The 16,196-nt window shown below is 66.9% G+C and carries 15 protein-coding genes and 1 pseudogene; 6 read left to right on the forward strand and 10 right to left on the reverse strand.

Annotation, left to right across the window (positions count from 1 at the left end; all coding sequences use genetic code 11):
• Positions 1-39: 39 nt before the first annotated feature.
• The 4 genes from ACWGDB_RS34755 to ACWGDB_RS34770 form a co-directional block, all read right to left on the reverse strand.
• A complete protein-coding gene (locus ACWGDB_RS34755; protein WP_453826104.1) occupies positions 40-795 on the reverse strand; it encodes an AIM24 family protein in 756 nt (251 codons plus the stop codon).
• Positions 796-813: 18 nt separating this feature from the next.
• Positions 814-1,494, reverse strand: a complete 681-nt coding sequence (locus tag ACWGDB_RS34760) for an AIM24 family protein (RefSeq protein WP_427840023.1) — start codon at positions 1,492-1,494, stop codon at positions 814-816.
• Between the two features lie 11 nt (positions 1,495-1,505).
• Entirely contained in the window at positions 1,506-3,260 is a 1,755-nt protein-coding gene (locus ACWGDB_RS34765; protein WP_453826105.1) for a TerD family protein, read from the reverse strand.
• A gap of 149 nt (positions 3,261-3,409) precedes the next feature.
• A complete protein-coding gene (locus ACWGDB_RS34770; RefSeq protein WP_453826106.1) occupies positions 3,410-4,006 on the reverse strand; it encodes a M48 metallopeptidase family protein in 597 nt (198 codons plus the stop codon).
• A 326-nt stretch (positions 4,007-4,332) separates the two neighbouring features.
• Here ACWGDB_RS34770 and ACWGDB_RS34775 point away from each other — a divergent pair.
• Together ACWGDB_RS34775 and ACWGDB_RS34780 are read left to right on the forward strand one after the other, a co-directional pair.
• A pseudogene (locus ACWGDB_RS34775) lies at positions 4,333-5,553 on the forward strand (TOMM precursor leader peptide-binding protein).
• Complete coding sequence (locus ACWGDB_RS34780) at positions 5,546-6,913, forward strand: ABC1 kinase family protein (protein ID WP_453826107.1); 1,368 nt, start codon at positions 5,546-5,548, stop codon at positions 6,911-6,913. The pseudogene ACWGDB_RS34775 and the gene ACWGDB_RS34780 overlap by 8 nt, the downstream one beginning before the upstream one ends.
• A gap of 6 nt (positions 6,914-6,919) precedes the next feature.
• Here ACWGDB_RS34780 and ACWGDB_RS34785 read toward each other — a convergent pair whose 3' ends face one another.
• The 5 genes from ACWGDB_RS34785 to ACWGDB_RS34805 form a co-directional block, all read right to left on the reverse strand.
• Positions 6,920-7,129: a hypothetical protein gene (locus ACWGDB_RS34785; protein WP_453826108.1), complete on the reverse strand. Its 210-nt coding sequence runs from the start codon at positions 7,127-7,129 to the stop codon at positions 6,920-6,922.
• A gap of 138 nt (positions 7,130-7,267) precedes the next feature.
• Positions 7,268-7,591: a hypothetical protein gene (locus ACWGDB_RS34790; RefSeq protein WP_453826109.1), complete on the reverse strand. Its 324-nt coding sequence runs from the start codon at positions 7,589-7,591 to the stop codon at positions 7,268-7,270.
• Positions 7,588-7,956, reverse strand: a complete 369-nt coding sequence (locus tag ACWGDB_RS34795; RefSeq protein WP_383603054.1) for a WhiB family transcriptional regulator — start codon at positions 7,954-7,956, stop codon at positions 7,588-7,590. The genes ACWGDB_RS34790 and ACWGDB_RS34795 overlap by 4 nt, the downstream gene beginning before the upstream one ends.
• Before the next feature lie 174 nt (positions 7,957-8,130).
• Complete coding sequence (locus ACWGDB_RS34800; RefSeq protein ID WP_453826110.1) at positions 8,131-8,457, reverse strand: hypothetical protein; 327 nt, start codon at positions 8,455-8,457, stop codon at positions 8,131-8,133.
• A gap of 165 nt (positions 8,458-8,622) precedes the next feature.
• Entirely contained in the window at positions 8,623-10,818 is a 2,196-nt protein-coding gene (locus ACWGDB_RS34805; RefSeq protein WP_453826111.1) for an ATP-dependent DNA helicase UvrD2, read from the reverse strand.
• Positions 10,819-11,003: 185 nt separating this feature from the next.
• On the opposite strand from ACWGDB_RS34805, the gene ACWGDB_RS34810 reads away from it, so the two are divergent.
• The 4 genes from ACWGDB_RS34810 to ACWGDB_RS34825 all read left to right on the forward strand — a co-directional run bounded on the left by ACWGDB_RS34810 (position 11,004) and on the right by ACWGDB_RS34825 (position 14,530).
• Positions 11,004-11,264: a mycoredoxin gene (locus tag ACWGDB_RS34810; protein WP_453826112.1), complete on the forward strand. Its 261-nt coding sequence runs from the start codon at positions 11,004-11,006 to the stop codon at positions 11,262-11,264.
• A 444-nt stretch (positions 11,265-11,708) separates the two neighbouring features.
• On the forward strand, positions 11,709-11,873 hold the full coding sequence (locus ACWGDB_RS34815) for a hypothetical protein (RefSeq protein ID WP_453826113.1): 165 nt from the start codon (positions 11,709-11,711) through the stop codon (positions 11,871-11,873).
• A gap of 117 nt (positions 11,874-11,990) precedes the next feature.
• Positions 11,991-13,301: a DNA cytosine methyltransferase gene (locus tag ACWGDB_RS34820; RefSeq protein ID WP_453826114.1), complete on the forward strand. Its 1,311-nt coding sequence runs from the start codon at positions 11,991-11,993 to the stop codon at positions 13,299-13,301.
• A gap of 1,052 nt (positions 13,302-14,353) precedes the next feature.
• Positions 14,354-14,530 carry a hypothetical protein gene (locus tag ACWGDB_RS34825; RefSeq protein WP_453826115.1) on the forward strand — a complete coding sequence of 59 codons (177 nt, stop codon included), beginning with the start codon at positions 14,354-14,356 and terminating at the stop codon, positions 14,528-14,530.
• A gap of 49 nt (positions 14,531-14,579) precedes the next feature.
• On the opposite strand, the gene ACWGDB_RS34830 is transcribed toward ACWGDB_RS34825, so the two are convergent.
• Positions 14,580-16,076: a hypothetical protein gene (locus tag ACWGDB_RS34830; protein WP_453826116.1), complete on the reverse strand. Its 1,497-nt coding sequence runs from the start codon at positions 16,074-16,076 to the stop codon at positions 14,580-14,582.
• Between the last annotated feature and the right edge of the window lie 120 nt (positions 16,077-16,196).

The raw sequence follows: 16,196 nt of genomic DNA on the forward strand, positions 1-16,196 counted from the left end.
GCCCATGGCGGTCACCCCTTACGTCTGCTTTCCGGACGGTCAGCTCCAGACGTTGCCCTGGTTCTGACCTCGCGCTCCCTGCTGGCCCATGCCGTACTGCGCGGCGAGGCCGGAGCCGATCTGGGCGTTCTGCGGCGGCAGCAGCTCGCTGGGCTGGACGATCGCGTAACCGCTGCCCATGAAGCTGAGCTCCCAGCCCTCACCGGTGTTGCCGCGGCGCCGCCACACCCCGGAGGAGTGCGTCTGGGACTGCATCTGGACGCGCAGCCCGGTCGACCACGCGACGATCGCGTCGGCGTCGCAGTTGACGTACTTGTCGGGCGTCACCTGCATCATCAGCGGCATGCCCGAGGTCATCAGCGCGACCTTGCCACGGCCGGTGATGTTGAGCTGGTACTTCCCCGAGCCGGAGATGCCGTAGAGGCTGTCGACGGCGATGACCTCGTGGTGCAGCGAGGAGTCCATCGCCAGCACGTAGCTGCTGTCGACGGTCAGGCCGTCCTGGTCCACGTCCACCATGTGCACGTGCTGCTTGAGGTTGGCGAGGTAGACCGTGCCCTGCCCGTGGCAGCGCATGAGGTCGAGGCCCTCACCGGTGTGTGCACGGGCGCGTCCCTGCTGGTTGTTCTGGAACTCGGCGTCGAACTCGACCAGGCCCTGGTAGGCGACCATGGTCCCCTTGCGGGCGAGGATGTCGTCGTGGCCCTCCAGGGCGACGCGGAGCATCTGCTTGTTCTGCAGGCTCCAGCGTTCCTGGGTCTGCTGGTCGTTGTAGGCGAAAAGCGGACTCTGCATGGCGTTTCTGGCTCCCCCTCAGCCCCGGACCCGGAGACGGTCGGTGCTGTCCTCGCTGGGCTGGACGACGACGATGCCCTGGCCGGAGAAGGCCATCTGGTAGGCCTCACCGCTGCCCCGGCCGATGAGCGACTGCGCCTTGAAGCTGCGCTTGCCCTTCACCTTGAGGTTCGGGGACCAGGCGACGAGCGCGTCCGGGTCGACGTACGTCTCGTCCTCGCCGCCACCGCAGTCGACGACGATCGGCTTGCCCCGGGAGGTCAGCGCGACCCAGCCCTGCCCGGAGATCTTGGTGTTCCACAGGCCCTGTCCGGCGAACTTGGCCAGGCCCTTCACCCGCTCGACGCCCCACGTGAGATGCGCGTCGAAGGCGAGCAGGTTGGTGGCGTTGACGGAGATGCCGTCGCCGTTGAGGTTGATGATGACGACGTTGGCGCCGTAGTCGGCGAGGTAGAGCAGTCCGTCGCCGGAGCACTTCATCAGGGGTGCGCCCTCGCCGGTCATCCAGTCCTTGGCGATCTGGCGCACGGCCGGCGGGTTGGGCTCGTACTGGACGAAGCCTTCGTAGGCGACCATCGATCCCACGCGCGCGAGGAGGTCGTTCCCGGTCTGCATGGCGATCTTCGCCATGTGGTTGCCGTGGTTCTCCATGCGGGCGGTGACGGGTGCGGGAGCGAAGCCCGCGAGTGGCTGGTTCATGACGGGCTCCCTCAGATCTCGTACGGCTGGACGACGATGAAGTTGCCGGGAGCGGCCCGGAACTGGAGGTTGACGCTCTCTCCGGTGTCGCCGGGGTAGGCGTTGCGGCGCATCCGTACCTGGCTGGAGACGATCACCTGGGCCGCGGACGACCAGGCGACCACGGCGTTGGCGTCGGCGAACGTCGTGGGCGTGACCGGCAGCACCACGGGCGTGCCGTGCGTCTTGACGACGATCGTGCCGGTGCCCGTGAACTGCATCGTGAACAGCGCGCCGCCGGGGATGCCGTGACCCTCGACACGGCGGACCTCGTACTGGAGGCTCTCGTCGAAAGCGAGGACGTTCTCGGCGGAGACGCAGATGCCGTCGCCCTGGAGCTCGATCGGGTGCAGCATCGTTGAGTTCTCGGCGAGGAACACCTGCCCCTGGCCGGTACAGCGCATCAGCTGCATCTCCTGGCCGGTCGCGTTGCCCACGATCCGGCCGGAGAAGCCGGCGCCCTTGTAGCTGAAGTCGACCTTGCCCTGGTAGAGCACCATGCTGCCCTGCCGGGCCAGCACGGGCTGCCCGCCGATGCCGAGGTCGACCCGGACCATCTTCTTGTTCTGCTGCGTCCAGCGCTGACCGGTGGGCGTCTCCTTGAACTGCTGGAGCGCCGCGGCCACACCGGGGCCCTGGGGTGCGCTCTGAGGTGCACCCTGCGGGGCTCCATAAGGCGCCTGTTGGCCCGGGACCTGCCCGTAGGGGGGCTGCTGGCCATAGCCAGGAGGCGGGGTCGCCTGACCGTAGCCGGGTGGCGGAGTCGGCTGGCCGTAACCAGGAGGCGGGGCCGGTGCCTGCGGGGCCTGGGGCTGGGCGTACCCGGGCGGCGGCGGGGCGCTCGGGGCGGGAGCCTGGCCGTACGGCGGCTGCTGCCCGGGCTGGCCGTAGGGCGCGGGAGCCGGGGCGGGGGGCGGCGGGGCGCCGCCGGGCGGCGTGATCGGCGCGACGATCGTGGGCTGGGCATGCACCGAGGGCGCCGGGGCCGGAGGCGGCGGCGTGGACCCCTGCGGAGGTGCGAAGCCCTGCGCGGCGGGCTGCGGTGCGGGCGCAGCCGGGGCCGGAGCGGGCGCGGGGGCCGGTGCAGGTGCGGGGGCGCCGAAGGCGGGCGGCGCGGTGGCCTGAGCGGGGGGCGCGAAGCCGGGTGCCGCACCGGCCTGCGGCTGCTGGGCCTGCTGCGGGGGTTCCGGCGTCTCCTCCTCGGCGACCTCGCCGCCGAAGTTCCTCAGCAGCGCATCGAGGCCGCCGTCGAAGCCCTGTCCGACGGCGGCGAACCGCCAGACATCCTTGAGATAGAAGTCGCCCAGCATCACAGCGCGTTCGGTGGAGAACTCCGCGCCGCTGAAGGCGTATCGGGCGACCTCCTCGCCGCCGGCGACGATGCGGATGTACCCGGGGCTGACCTGCGACATCTGTCCGGCGCCGTCGATCGTCGCCGTGAAGGACAGCTTCTGGATCTGCGGGGGGATCTTGTCGAGCGTGACGCGGAAGGACTCCGTGTCGCCCGCCTGGGTGCCGAGGAGCTGGATGGACTCCTCAGGTGACTTCGGCTGATTGAAGAAGACGAAGTAGCGGTCGTCCGAGAGCTGTTCGTCGGCGTCGAGACCGAAGCAGCTGATGTCGAACGACAGCCCCGGAGCGGCGATCTGTACCCCTACGTACAGATCCGTGCCCGCGGTGAGGTCACTGATCCTGGCCTTGTGGCCGCGTTGGAATTCCCTGGCCATGCGTAACGACCGTCCCCCATCCCGAATGTGATTGCGTCGCGCCAGGCTAACGGCAAACTCGGACATCGAGCCAAGCCGGTACAGACCCGGTACACAACCCTCGCCCAAGCGAACCGGAAGCGCCGCCTCCGGGGGTCCTCAGGGAGCACTCATTCGCCGCGCGCGCCGGGCAGATGCGGCAACCGTTCGGCTGCGACCACGCCTTCCAGGTAGCCCTTCGCCCGCTCGGTGCGGGGATACCCCTCCAGCAACCGCCAGAAGCGGGGCCCGTGTCCGGGCACCAGGAGATGCGCGAGTTCATGGAGGAGGACGTAGTCGACGACGTACTCGGGCATGCCCTGCAGACGGTGCGAGAGCCGGATGCTGCCCTCGGCCGGGGTGCACGAGCCCCAGCGCGTGTTCTGGTTGGTGACCCAGCGGACCGAGTTGGGCCGCGCGCGGCCCTCGAAGTACTGCGCCGACAGCCGCTCCGCCCGCTCCGCCAGTTCGGCGTCACCGAGGACCCGCTTGCTCTCCTGGGCTGCCAGCTTGTCGAGCATGACGTTCACCCAGCGCTGCTCCTCGGCCTCGGACATCCGGGCGGGGATGAGCACGACGGTGCGATCGCCCTCGCGGTACGCCGAGACCGTCCGGCGGCGCCGGGCGCTTCTGCGGACCTCGATCGCGCTCGCCCCCGAGCCGCTCGACGGCGGGCTCGTCGTACTGCGCTGTGGCGTTCCGGCGCGGTGCAGTGGGTCGGCGGACACGCCCCGACGTTACCCGCTGCGCATGCGGGAAGTCCCGACTCCGGGACGGTTCCGTGCCGATCCCCCACCGTGCGTTTGATTTGTACGACGAATATCCACCGCCTGTGGACAACTTTCGGCACCGGGTGCCCCGTCGGGGCATGCTGGCTGTCACCGGCGGGGCTGCGACCGAGCTCCACCGGCACACGGGGACGTTCCACGACGGCTACGGGGGCCTGTTCATGCAAGCGACGATTTCGACTGTTTCGGGAGATTCCACAGCTCCGTCGACCACATCGACCACGCCGACTTCAACGGCTCCATCGGCTCCATCGGCTCCGGCTCCGCTGGCGCCACTGCTGAAGCCCGCGCTCAGGCGTGGCTGGCGGGATCTCAACACGGTGCAGTTCGGGATGACTCCGGCGCACGCTCTGACGCTGGGTCCGATGGACACGGCGACGGGCAGCTTCCTCGATCTGCTCAACGGCACTCGCGGGCTGGAGCTGCTGCGCGAAGAGGGCCGCCGCATGGACCTGCCGGACGGTCATGTCGACGGGCTGGTGCGACGGCTGGCACGGGCGGGGCTCCTCGACGACGCGAAGGGAGGCGGGCCGGCCGGCGACGCCCTGCGGCGCAAGAAGGATGCCCTGGACCGGCTGCGCCCCGACCTGGCTTCCCTGTCCCTGACCACGTCCGAGCCGGGCGAGGCGATCGGCCGCCTGGCCGCACGCCGCTCACTGCGCGTACAGGTGAGGGGTGCCGGCCGGGTCGGCGCCATGGTGGCCTCGCTGCTGGCGGGCGCGGGGGTGGGCGAGATCGACGTGCGCGACGTCGGCCGGGTCGAGCCGTGGGACGTCGCGCCGGGCGGGCTGCCCGCGGAGGCGGTCGGCGACCGCAGGGACGAGGCCGCCCGGCGGGCCGCACGCCGCTGCGCACCGGACCGGCCACCACGCCGGAGCTCCCAGTCACCTCACGGGCAGGACGGCGCCGGCCACTCCCTGGTGATCATCGCGCCCCGGGACGACGTAGCAGTGCACGCACCCTCCCCGTCCGCAGCCGAACCCCTCATCGCTTCCGGTACGCCCCATCTGTACGCCGGCGTGGTGGAGGGCACCGGCGTGGTCGGCCCGCTGGTCATGCCCGGCGAGACGGCCTGCGCCGGCTGTCTCCACGAGGGGCGCGCCGACCGGGACCCGACCTGGCCCCGCCTGGTCGCGCAGTGGCGCTCAGGCACGAGCCGGACACGCGACGTACGCCCTTGCGATCTCACGCTGGCCACCACGGTCGCCGGACTGGCTGCCGCACACGCCCTAGCCTTTCTGGATGGACGGATTCCGTCGAGCGCCGGTGCACGCTGGGAGGTGTCCCTACCCGGTCTGAGCTGGCACGCACGGCCGGTGTGGGCGCACCACGCATGCCCGTGCGGCGCCACGGAGAAAGGTGAGGGAGAACACCCCTCCGAGGACGAGCAGTAGCGCGAGACAATGGCGGAGCAACGGCCGCCGAAGGAGTCACGCCGTGCGGCGGACTCGGAGTGGTCGGCTGGTACCTGGAGGGCGCATGTCTGATCTTCCCCGCAAGGCGGTCACCCGTACCGCCAAGCTCGCCGCGCTCCCGCTCGGCTTCGCCGGACGGGCGACCTGGGGACTGGGCAAGCGGATCGTCGGCGAGTCCGCGGAGATCGTCGGCCGTGAGCTGCAGCAGCGCACCGCCGAGCAGATGTTCAAGGTGCTCGGCGAGCTCAAGGGCGGCGCGATGAAGTTCGGACAAGCCCTGTCCGTCTTCGAGTCGGCCCTGCCCGAGGAGATCGCCGGGCCCTACCGCGCCGCGCTCACCAAGCTGCAGGAAGCCGCGCCCCCGATGCCGACACGCACCGTGCACTCGGTGCTGGCGGAGCGGCTCGGCGAGGACTGGCAGGAGCTGTTCCTGGAGTTCGAGGACAAGCCCGCGGCTGCGGCCTCGATCGGCCAGGTGCACCGAGGTGTGTGGCACGACGGCCGCGAGGTGGCCGTCAAGGTGCAGTACCCGGGTGCCGGTGAGGCCCTGCTGTCCGATCTGAACCAACTGAGCCGTTTCGCCCGACTCTTGGGCCCGCTGATTCCGGGCATGGACATCAAGCCCCTGATCGCGGAGCTGAAGGACCGGGTCTCCGAGGAACTGGACTACGGCTTGGAGGCGCAGGCCCAGCAGGCCCACGCCGAGGAGTTCGCCGACGATCCGGATGTCGTCGTCCCTGCGGTGGTCCACCAGTGCGAGCAGGTCCTGGTCACGGAGTGGATCGACGGGATCCCGCTCTCAGAGGTGATCTCCGACGGCACCGAGGAGCAACGCAACCGCGCCGGCCAGCTCCTGGCCCGGTTCCTCTTCTCCGGCCCGGCCCGCACCGGGCTCCTGCACGCCGACCCGCACCCGGGGAACTTCCGCCTCCTGCCGGGCGGCCCGGAGGGTGCGGACGACTGGCGGCTGGGTGTCCTGGACTTCGGCACGGTCGACCGGCTCCCGGGGGGTCTGCCGACCCCCATCGGCGACTCCCTGCGCATGACCCTGGACGGCGAGGCGGAGGCGGTCTACGAACTCCTCTGCGCCGAGGGCTTCGTCAAGGAGTCGATCGACCTCGACCCGAACGCCGTCCTCGACTACCTGCTGCCGATCATCGAACCGGCTCAGGTCGAGGAGTTCACCTTCACCCGCGGCTGGATGCGCAGTCAGGCCGGACGGGTGGCCGATCCCCGCTCGCCCGCCTACCAGCTGGCCAAGCAGCTCAACCTGCCCCCGGCGTATCTCCTCATCCACCGGGTGACATTGAGCACCATCGGCGTGCTGTGCCAGCTGGGAGCGACGGTGCGACTGCGCGAGGAGTTGGAGGACTGGCTGCCCGGGTTCGTGCCGGAGGAGCTGACGGACGAGGAGTCGGCGGCGGAGGCGTGAGCGGCCCTACCACCAGGCCGAGTCCAGCCGTCCCTCGATCGCTCTGAGGTTCTCCCGGGAGCAGGTGTCGCAGAAGTAGCGGCGGGCGCCGTTCTCCACGGAGCAGGTCCAGGTGGGTTGCGGGGCCTCGGCCCGGGTTCCGCAGCGGGCGCACACGAGGGGCTGGGGCTCCGTGGCGGAACCGCCGTTGTCACTGCCTCCGGGAAGACTCGTCACTCCGCGACGATATCGCCGCCACCGGCTGATCGGCGGTCACAACGCACTGCGGGGGCCGGTCCCGTTCGCACGGAACCGGCCCCCAGCGGGGATTACCGCCTCCCGGGTCGGGAGGCCACCGTCTGGCGGTGGAGTCGGTTACTGCATGACCGCCATGGCGAGCGCGCGGCGGGCACGCAGCGAGGCCCGTTCGGCCCGGCGCTGCATGCGGCGAGCGGTCGCCAGGCGCACGGCCCGGCGTTCCTGCTCGGCCACGTACCGGCGCTCGTGCATATGCGCACGGGCCAGGGCTTCTTGGATGAGTTGCATCTCTCGGTTCCTGTTCTGACGCGAGTCGTTCGCGCCACTGGTGGTGAATTCTTCAGGCGCGGAGCCTGCGAGCTCGTGGGTGGACGGCTTCATCGGGGCCTGCTTCTGGGGGTCGTGCGTGAAGGGACGGTCGATTGTTCCTGCGGTGTTCATGCCGTGACCGGGTTCTTGCGCGGGCGACCACGCGGCCGCTTCCGGGCGACGACAACACCCTGGACGAACAGCTCGCCACCCCAGACGCCCCAGGGCTCACGCCGCTCCTTGGCGCCGGCGAGGCAGGCCTCCATCAGCGGGCAGGTGCGGCAGAGGGACTTGGCGTACTCGACGTCCGCCGGCGACTCGGCGAAGAAGACCTCCGGGTCGTAGGAACGGCAGGGGACGGGCACGCCGAGGTTCTCGATGGCGTCGTCGAGCGCGGTGAGCGCAGTGAGCGGGATCAAGGTGGGGTCCTCCGTGAGGCCGGGCTTGGGGATCACGTCTGAAGGCGGTACGGACGGGGCGTGCGCTTCGAGTTGCACGGTTCGTCTTCCTCGTCTGGTCGTTCCGGCCCTGTTGGGCCGGGTGGCGGCTGGTACCGGGTCTTTCTTGTCCCGAGGCCCCTTCACTCCGTCATCCCTGGTGGGGGACAAACAGAAGGGCCGCGGATCCCGGATGGGGTTCCGCGGCCCTGAAGGCGCCGGCCTGATCAACGATCAGGCTGGATCACTCCAGGGTTCTGGCCCACGGAAGGCCCACATCAGGTGGTGGTGCTTCGTCTGCTTCCGGAATCCGGCACCGGTCGCCGTAGAGGCATAGGCCTTGGCCTGTGCCACTACTGCCGCTTCCAGTGCCTTGGTCGGTCGCTCATTGCCCTCACGGACAGGGAGACCCGCGAGAGACAGGGCGGACGCCGGACGGGCGGCACGGATGCCGGACAGACCGGTGCCCTGGTTCGAGACGCCGAGCATGCACAGGGAAGCGACGACCGAGCGATCGGTCATTTTCACGCTGCTGATGGAGCTGGTGTTGATGCTGATCACTGGACTCGCCTCCTCTCGGCGTCTAGGGGGACTGGGGTGAACCAGTCCGACGGGTATGCAAGTAGAACACGGAATTGGGGCCTCCGAGAAGGCCTCCGTTCCCGTGGCTAAGAACCTATGGGGATTGCTGGGGCATGCGCAAACTATTTTTTCGACGAGTTCGCGTCATCCCCCGTCGGAGCCCTCCCCAACCTCCTGGCCTGCACAGATGGCCAGCACATCGGCTCCGTAGCGCTCCAGCTTCCGCTTGAGGACGCCGGAGATGCGGGACAGCTCAACCGGACTGGCCGGCTCCGCCTCTGCGATGGCCACCAGGGTCCGGTCCGTGAAGACGCAGAAGTCCGGCTGCCCGCTGAGCCGGGCCTGGGCCGCACGCCACTCGCGGAGTCGTTCGTAGAGGGCCTCGTCCATGTCCGAGGGACAGCTCTCGCAGCGCATCAGCTTCATCTCGCCGGCGTCGGTGAGGGTGCGCCCGCAGACACGGCAGCGGGCCGGGGAACGCTGGGTGCGTCTCGGGGCGGCGTCCGGCTTGCTCGTGAAGCCGCGCTCGACGCCTCCGGAACCGACGGCGGCGGTGCGTCCTGCGGTGGCGACCGAGCCGGGGCGCAGTCCGTCGAGGAAGCGGCTGGGGCGGCGGCTCGGGCGGCCGCCGGGTGCGCGGGTGAGCGCCCAGGAGACATGGAGGTGCAGCCTGGCGCGGGTGACACCGACATAGAGGAGCCGGCGTTCCTCCTCGATCTGCTCGTCCGTCTTTGCGTAGGTGATCGGCATCATGCCCTCGGCGACGCCGACCAGGAAGACGACGTCCCACTCCAGGCCCTTGGCCGAGTGGAGGGAGGCGAGGGTGACGCCCTGAACGGTCGGGGCGTGCTGGGCGTTCGCCCGCTCGTCGAGCTCCGCGACGAGGTCGGCAAGGGTGGCGCCAGGTTTGGCGGCGGCGAAGTCGTGGGCGAGGTTCACCAAGGCGGCCAGCGACTCCCAGCGCTCTCTGACAGCTCCGGAGCCGGCCGGGGGCTCGGTCGTCCAGCCCTCGCCCGACAGCACGGCCCGTACCTGCGAGGGCAGGTCGACGGCGTCATCGAGGAGCGAGTCGTTGCCGCCGAAGCGGGCCGCGCCGCGCAGGGCGATGCCCGCCTTGCGCACCTCGGGGCGGTCGAAGAACCGCTCGGCACCTCGCAGCTGATAGGGGACGCCCGCGTCGGCGAGGGCCTGTTCGTAGGTCTCGGACTGGGAGTTCGTACGGAACAGGATGGCGATCTCGCCTGCCGCGACTCCCGAGTCCATGAGTTCGCGGATACGGCGGGCGGCGCCCTCGGCCTCGGCGGGCTCGTCGGTGTACTCCGTGTACCCGGGCTCGGGGCCGGGGTCGCGCTGGGAGACCAGCTCCAGGCGGTGGTCGGCGGCGCGGCCCCGGGCCTGGGCGAGCACACCGTTGGCGAGGTGGACGACCTGAGGGGTGGAGCGGTAGTCGCGGACCAGCTTGACGACGGTGGCGCCGGGATGACGGGTGCGGAAGTCGAGCAGATGGTCGGGAGTTGCTCCCGTGAACGAGTAGATCGTCTGGCTGGCATCACCGACGACGCACAGGTTGTCCCGGTCGCCGAGCCACAGTTCCAGCAGGCGCTGCTGGAGCGGGCTGACGTCCTGGTACTCGTCGACCACGAAGTGCTGGTACTGGGAGCGGACCTGGTCGGCGATGTCGTGCCGGTCCTGGAGGATGCCGACGGTGAGCAGCAGGACGTCCTCGAAGTCGATGACCGAGCGGTCCCGCTTGAGGTCCTCGTAGACGTTGTAGATCTGGGCGATCTCGGCCGGGTCGCGGGGGGCGTCGCGCCCCGCCTTGGCGATGGCGGGCGGATAGTCGGCGGGGACGGTCCGGGTGACCTTGGACCACTCGATCTCGGCGGTGACGTCCCGCAGCTCGTTGCGGTCGAGGCGGATGCGGCAGGCGGCGGCCGCGTCGGCGACGAGCTGGATCTTGCGGTCGACGAGACGCGGCATGGAGCCGCCGACCGCTTTCGGCCAGAAGTACTGGAGCTGGCGCAGGGCGGCCGAGTGGAACGTACGCGCCTGCACCCCGGCGGCGCCGAGCTGTCGCAGTCGGCCGCGCATCTCTCCGGCGGCCCGGTTGGTGAAGGTGACGGCGAGCACGCTGGAGGGCTGGAGGATGCCGGCACGCACCCCGTAGGCGATGCGGTGGGTGATCGCCCGGGTCTTGCCCGTGCCGGCGCCCGCGAGCACGCACACCGGCCCGTGCAGGGCGGTGGCCACCTCGCGCTGCTCGGGGTCGAGCCCTTCGAGCACCGCGTCGGCAGAGTCCGGTACCTGCGGGAAGAGGGTGGAGTGCGTTGCTGCTGTCACACGGCCATGCTGCCAGGTCGCCGGAGGCGGCTGTGCCGGTTGTCCACAGGCAGGCACCGTTAGTAGTACTGATGCGGCAGGCGTCACGTGCCCGGCCATACCCCGGGCGGGAATGGCGCCGCTGTCGCGTACGTTCCCTCATCGGACGACCTGTTTCCCCGAGCCATCAGAGGAGCGCGCGAGACATGCAGGGCACTGTGACGATGTACAGCACCACGTGGTGCGGCTACTGCCAGCGGCTGAAGAAGCAGCTGGAGCGTGAGGGCATCGCGTACACCGAGATCAACATCGAGCAGGACCCGGAGTCCGCGGCGTTCGTCGAGAAGGCGAATGGCGGGAATCAGACGGTACCCACGGTTCTGATTTCTGCCTCCGATGGTACCCAGTCCTCGGTCATGACGAACCCCTCTTTGGCTCAGGTGAAGCAGGCTCTCGCCGCCGCCTAGCCCCCAGCTCCACCCCGGAACCCCGTAGCAGCCCCCTCGGGCACTACGGGGTTTCTTCATGCCCTGATCCAGCAGTGACCCACGTCACAGCACCGAGGGGTAAGAAAGGTAGCCACGTCATTCCCTCTAAAGAAATAGGGGCATGAGTTGCTGATCATGGCGGAGCCTTTTCTTGATAAAATGGGAGTATCAATACAGAAAGGAGGCAAAATGCCCATCAAGCGCCAAACAAATTTAAAGAGCTTCCAGTTAAGGGAAGACGATAGGGCCAACATCTTGGCCCTATCGGAGAAGTACCAGACCTCCCACAGCGAGATTATCCGAATCGCCCTGCGTCACATGTTCAGGATTGAGGGTCTACCGGTAGCCGAGGAGCCACCGGAAACCCGTGACCTACCCAAGGCAAGCTAACCATCAACCGACTCACATCAAAGGGGTAACCACGTGGAAATTTTCACCATCGTCACAGCAGCCTTGATGCTGCTAGCCCTCTTCATCAAGGTCTCGGGCTACGTCCTAGCCCGCAGGTTCCCAGCACTCGCAGAGTTCTTCCGAAGCGACGACAACGAACTGACCAGGAAGCTTGAAAGGATTCACAATGCAGATTAACAACGACTGCCCCAAGTGCGGTAAGCCCGCAAGGGTCTTTGAACACCGCCCGTACTGCTCGGACGAGTGCAAGCCCAAGACCCCTAAGAAGGCAACTCCACAGGCTCAGGACAAGTTATGAGCCTAGACCTCACCGACTTATTCTGTGGTGGAGGAGGATCTTCTTACGGCGCATCTCTCGTACCGGGCGTGTCCGTCCGGATGGCTGCGAATCACTGGCCTGTTGCTATTGATGTACACCAGCTCAACCACAAGGAAGCTGATCACGACTGCGCGGATATCTCGCAGGTTGATCCCCGACGTTATCCCCGTACTGATCTCTTATGGGCTTCCCCATCGTGCACCAAGCACAGCGTGGCTCAGGGAAAGACCCGAGCCCTATCAGCTCAGGACATAGACGCCGAGCGCAGCAGAGCGACCATGTGGGACGTCCAGCGATTCACCGAGTACCACCAGTACAGGTTCGTGTTCGTTGAGAACGTCGTTGAGGTACGCCAGTGGTCCGGCTTCCGAGGCTGGAAGATCTCAATGGAAGACACGGGCTACTGCCTCCATGAGGTCTTCCTGAACGCTGCTTTCGCTGGTCAACTCGGGCCGGCTGCTGCTCAGTGGCGTGACCGCTGGTTCTGTCTCGCTCACCCCAAGGAAACACCGTGCCCGGACGTCGAGCGTTGGACGTGCCCAACGGCCTGGTGCGAACCGTGCGGCTCGACACGGGAGACCTACCAAGCGTGGAAGAACCCCGCGAAGCAAGCGGGCAAGTACCGCGCTCAGTACTTCTACAGGTGCCGACTCTGCGACTCGGTCACCGAGCCTCTGACACGACCAGCAAGCGAGATCATCGATTGGTCGGACGTCGGTACCCGCATCGGTGACCGCTCCCGCCCTCTGGCAGAGAAGACGCTCAACCGCATCAGGATCGGGCTTGAGCGCTACGGCTCCGCCCTGGTGCCCGTAGAGGGCCGAGACGGGAAGCAGCCGTTCAGCCTGGACCGTCCCATGAGGGCGTGCACCACGCGCAACGAAACCGGGCTCATGGTTCCGCCGTTCATCGCGGAGCTACGGGGAGGCAACTCGACTACCCGCCCGGTGTCTCAGCCGCTCGCAACGGTCACCGCGTCCGGTAACCACCATGGGCTTGTAATTCCCTACTACAGCAAGGGCGTTGCCTACCCGACCACCGAGCCTCTGAGGACCGTCACGACCGTTGACCGTGCGGCTCTCCTACAGGCTCAAGCCTCGGTTGAAGACTGCCTCTTCCGCATGTTGTCGCCCAAGGAGTACGCGGCAGCCATGGCGTTCCCCGAGGACTACCAGTGGCAGGAAGAGACCTTGTCCAAGCGTCTCCGCGTACGTCTCGCAGGAAACGCGGTTCCACCCAACATGGCACGAGATCTAGTGGCTTGTGCTGTCGAAACCATCAACTAACGAAGGGAAGCAATCATGTCTTCAAATGTTTCAATTACGAATTGGGTCCCAGTAGCGGTGAACGAGACCACGATGGAGATTCTCGTGTCTCTCCCCTTCGGGCAGTACACCGAAACCGCACTCAAGATCCGCAAGAAAGTAGACAACAAGAAGTTTGGAGTGCGACACGTCATGCCGAGCGAAATTGTTGGAGATCGTCGCGCTGAAGTCTCATGGATCGATGAGCGAACTGAGGAGTTCGCGCGAGCCTGGCCAACTCATTACCTACCAGAGGGTGTCTACGCCTGATGAACATCTGGGCCGAACCAGACTCGGAAGACTCCGAGTACTGGATTGATATGACGGGTGACGACTTGGCTCTGACTGAGTCGTCCACCTGGAGAGTTGAAATGTACGTAAGCGTAGAGGGCGAGAACGGATAACAACCATGCGAACCATCAAGAAGGTTGCGCCGTATGTGGTGGGGCTCCTGAGCCTGTTCCTCCTGAGCTACGGCGTCACGTCCTGGATAGTCCAGGACTCCCCCAAGCCGTCAACGGCTATCGAGTCGACCACACCAGGGCCGGAGTCGAGCCAGGAAGCCTCAGGAAAAGCCTCGGGGTCGGCTGAGTCGCCCACTCGCCGGCTCGCTCCCTCAGGTCAGGGAGTAGCAGCCAAGCCCGTAGAAGACCCCTCAGAACCTCAGGCGCACCCTTCTAGCGGTTCGGTCCAAGGCACCCCGGAGACTTCTGAGTCTCCGGCTCCTGGACAGAGCAGCAGCCCGGTTCCGGGAGCGACGTTCGAGCCGGAGCCTGGTCCGAGCACCGACACCGATGCTCCGGCCACTCCCCCAACACCCAAGCCAGAGAAGCCCGTTTACCAGTTCTTCGTAGCCGACGACTCAGAGCAGAACCGCACGTGGTGCGACACCCGCCCAAGCGGCTCGGTGAAGGTGATAATCGGAACGATGTATCGGAGCTTCTACAACGACAACAGCCCAGCCAACGCTTTCACTAGCTGGGGCCACTCCAAGGAAGACGAGACTTGCCCGTAAGGAGGCAGACACTATGCAAGTGGCTTTAGAAGACGTCCTCAACGAATACCGAGAGAACACCAAGTTCTTGACCGATGACCTCTTGATGCACAAGGCGGCTCTGAAGAATGCAGAGAAGCAGATTGCACAACTTCAGTCGGAACTCACTACCGTCCGAGCCGAGGGCGAGAGCCGCAAGGTTCAGCCCGAGGACTAGAAGACACAGAAAGACCGGAGCTTGTAGCTCCGGTCTTTTGCTTTGTCGGCTACGCCACGCGGCGAACCCAGATGTAGCTTCCGGCCTTGAGGACGGTTGCACCCGCGTTGCTGGTGTTCTGAGCCCAACGGAAGGTGAGCGTTCCAGCGGTACCGCTGGTGATCAGGGCTCCCTTCATGGTCGCCCCGGTAGAGGTGCTGAAGGTGTTGTCTGTACCGATGGCCTGGATACCGAAACCGTCGTTGTCGGTCCACACCATGGTTGCTCCGGCTGGTCCGCTGAAGTCACAGCGGAAGCCCCCTCCGCCGTTCGTCCATACCGCGTTGACCTCAACCATGTAGGTCGCGTTCGCGACGACCGAGACCGCTAGGTCATCGTCGTTCTGAACGGTCGCGTTGCTGGTGACCGACTCGTCACCAGGCTTGGCTACGAACAGGTCTCGCCCGATACCCGTGACCGAGAGGTTCCCGCCCACGCTCACGTTGCCCGTGGCCGAGATGACAGCAGCCCCGACCGTGCCCGTGAACGTTGGTGAAGCAAGGTTGGCCTTCAGATCCAAGGCAGTCTGTTGAGCTGTGCTCACTGGCTTGGCTGTGTCCGCCGTGTTGTCGACGTTGCCGAGCCCCACCATGGTCTTGGTGATGCCGGTAGTAGTCCCCGAGACCGAGAGGTTCCCGGTGATCGATGCCGAGCCCGCAACCGAGAGGTTCGAGCTACCCCCGGACACGGTGACGCTGCCTGCGAAGAGCGATGCTCCTGCTACCTCCAACGGCACGGTTGGGGTTGAAGTCCCAACACCTAAGCGGTTGTTGGCTTCGTCGTACGCGGACGTACCGAAGAGAATCTTGCCCTTGGTGCCGTGGCTGGTGGACTTCAGCGTCAATGAGCCGGCCGAGGACGCAGAGCCCTGGACCGTGGCCGACTGAGTGAAGCCACCCACTGTGAGGTTGGTCGACCCACCCGAGAGCGTCAGGCTTCCCGTCATGGTGTCGCCACCCTTGTCGACCTTGGTTGCTTCAGCTCCGGTCGCTCGTACCGTCTCGTTGTTGAGGGCGGTAGTCACCGCGTCTACGTACTGCTTCGGAGCAGCCTGAAGAGCCGTAGAGGGGTTGCCCGGTAGCACGATGGCTCCGGTCATCGTTCCTCCGGCCAGAGCCAGGAACGGCCCTCCGGACGGACCCCCGCCCATGTTGTCTACGTATTGCTTTGTTGCAGCGTGCAGAGCGTTGGTTGGGTCTGCGTGCAGGGTGAGCGCGCCGGTCATCGTGTCGCCAGAGACGTTCACGTAGCGGCTCGATAGGTCGACCACTCCCGTCATGCCGTCCACGGAGACGACAGCGAACGTCTCTGGAGCCGCACCACCAGGAGGAGTCACCCGCAGGTCTGCCACCCAGTACGGCCCACCCGACACCGGTACTCCGATGTAGAAGGCGTTCGATCCGAACTGGTTGAACCCTGGTCCCTCGGTGATGCGGTAGATGGTGTCTCCGTGATCGGACTCAATGTCCGCGTTGCCGTACAGAGACAGCGTCCAACTACCGTCCACGTTGGTACGCGTCGACTCCTTGGCGACTAGGGTGCGTCTTCAAACGGATCTTGCCCAGAGTAAGAATGACGCGAGACTGACCGCTGCTTCGTAGGAGGTGGCGGTCTTGTCGTACCTGGT

Source organism: Streptomyces sp. NPDC055013, from assembly GCF_053608645.1.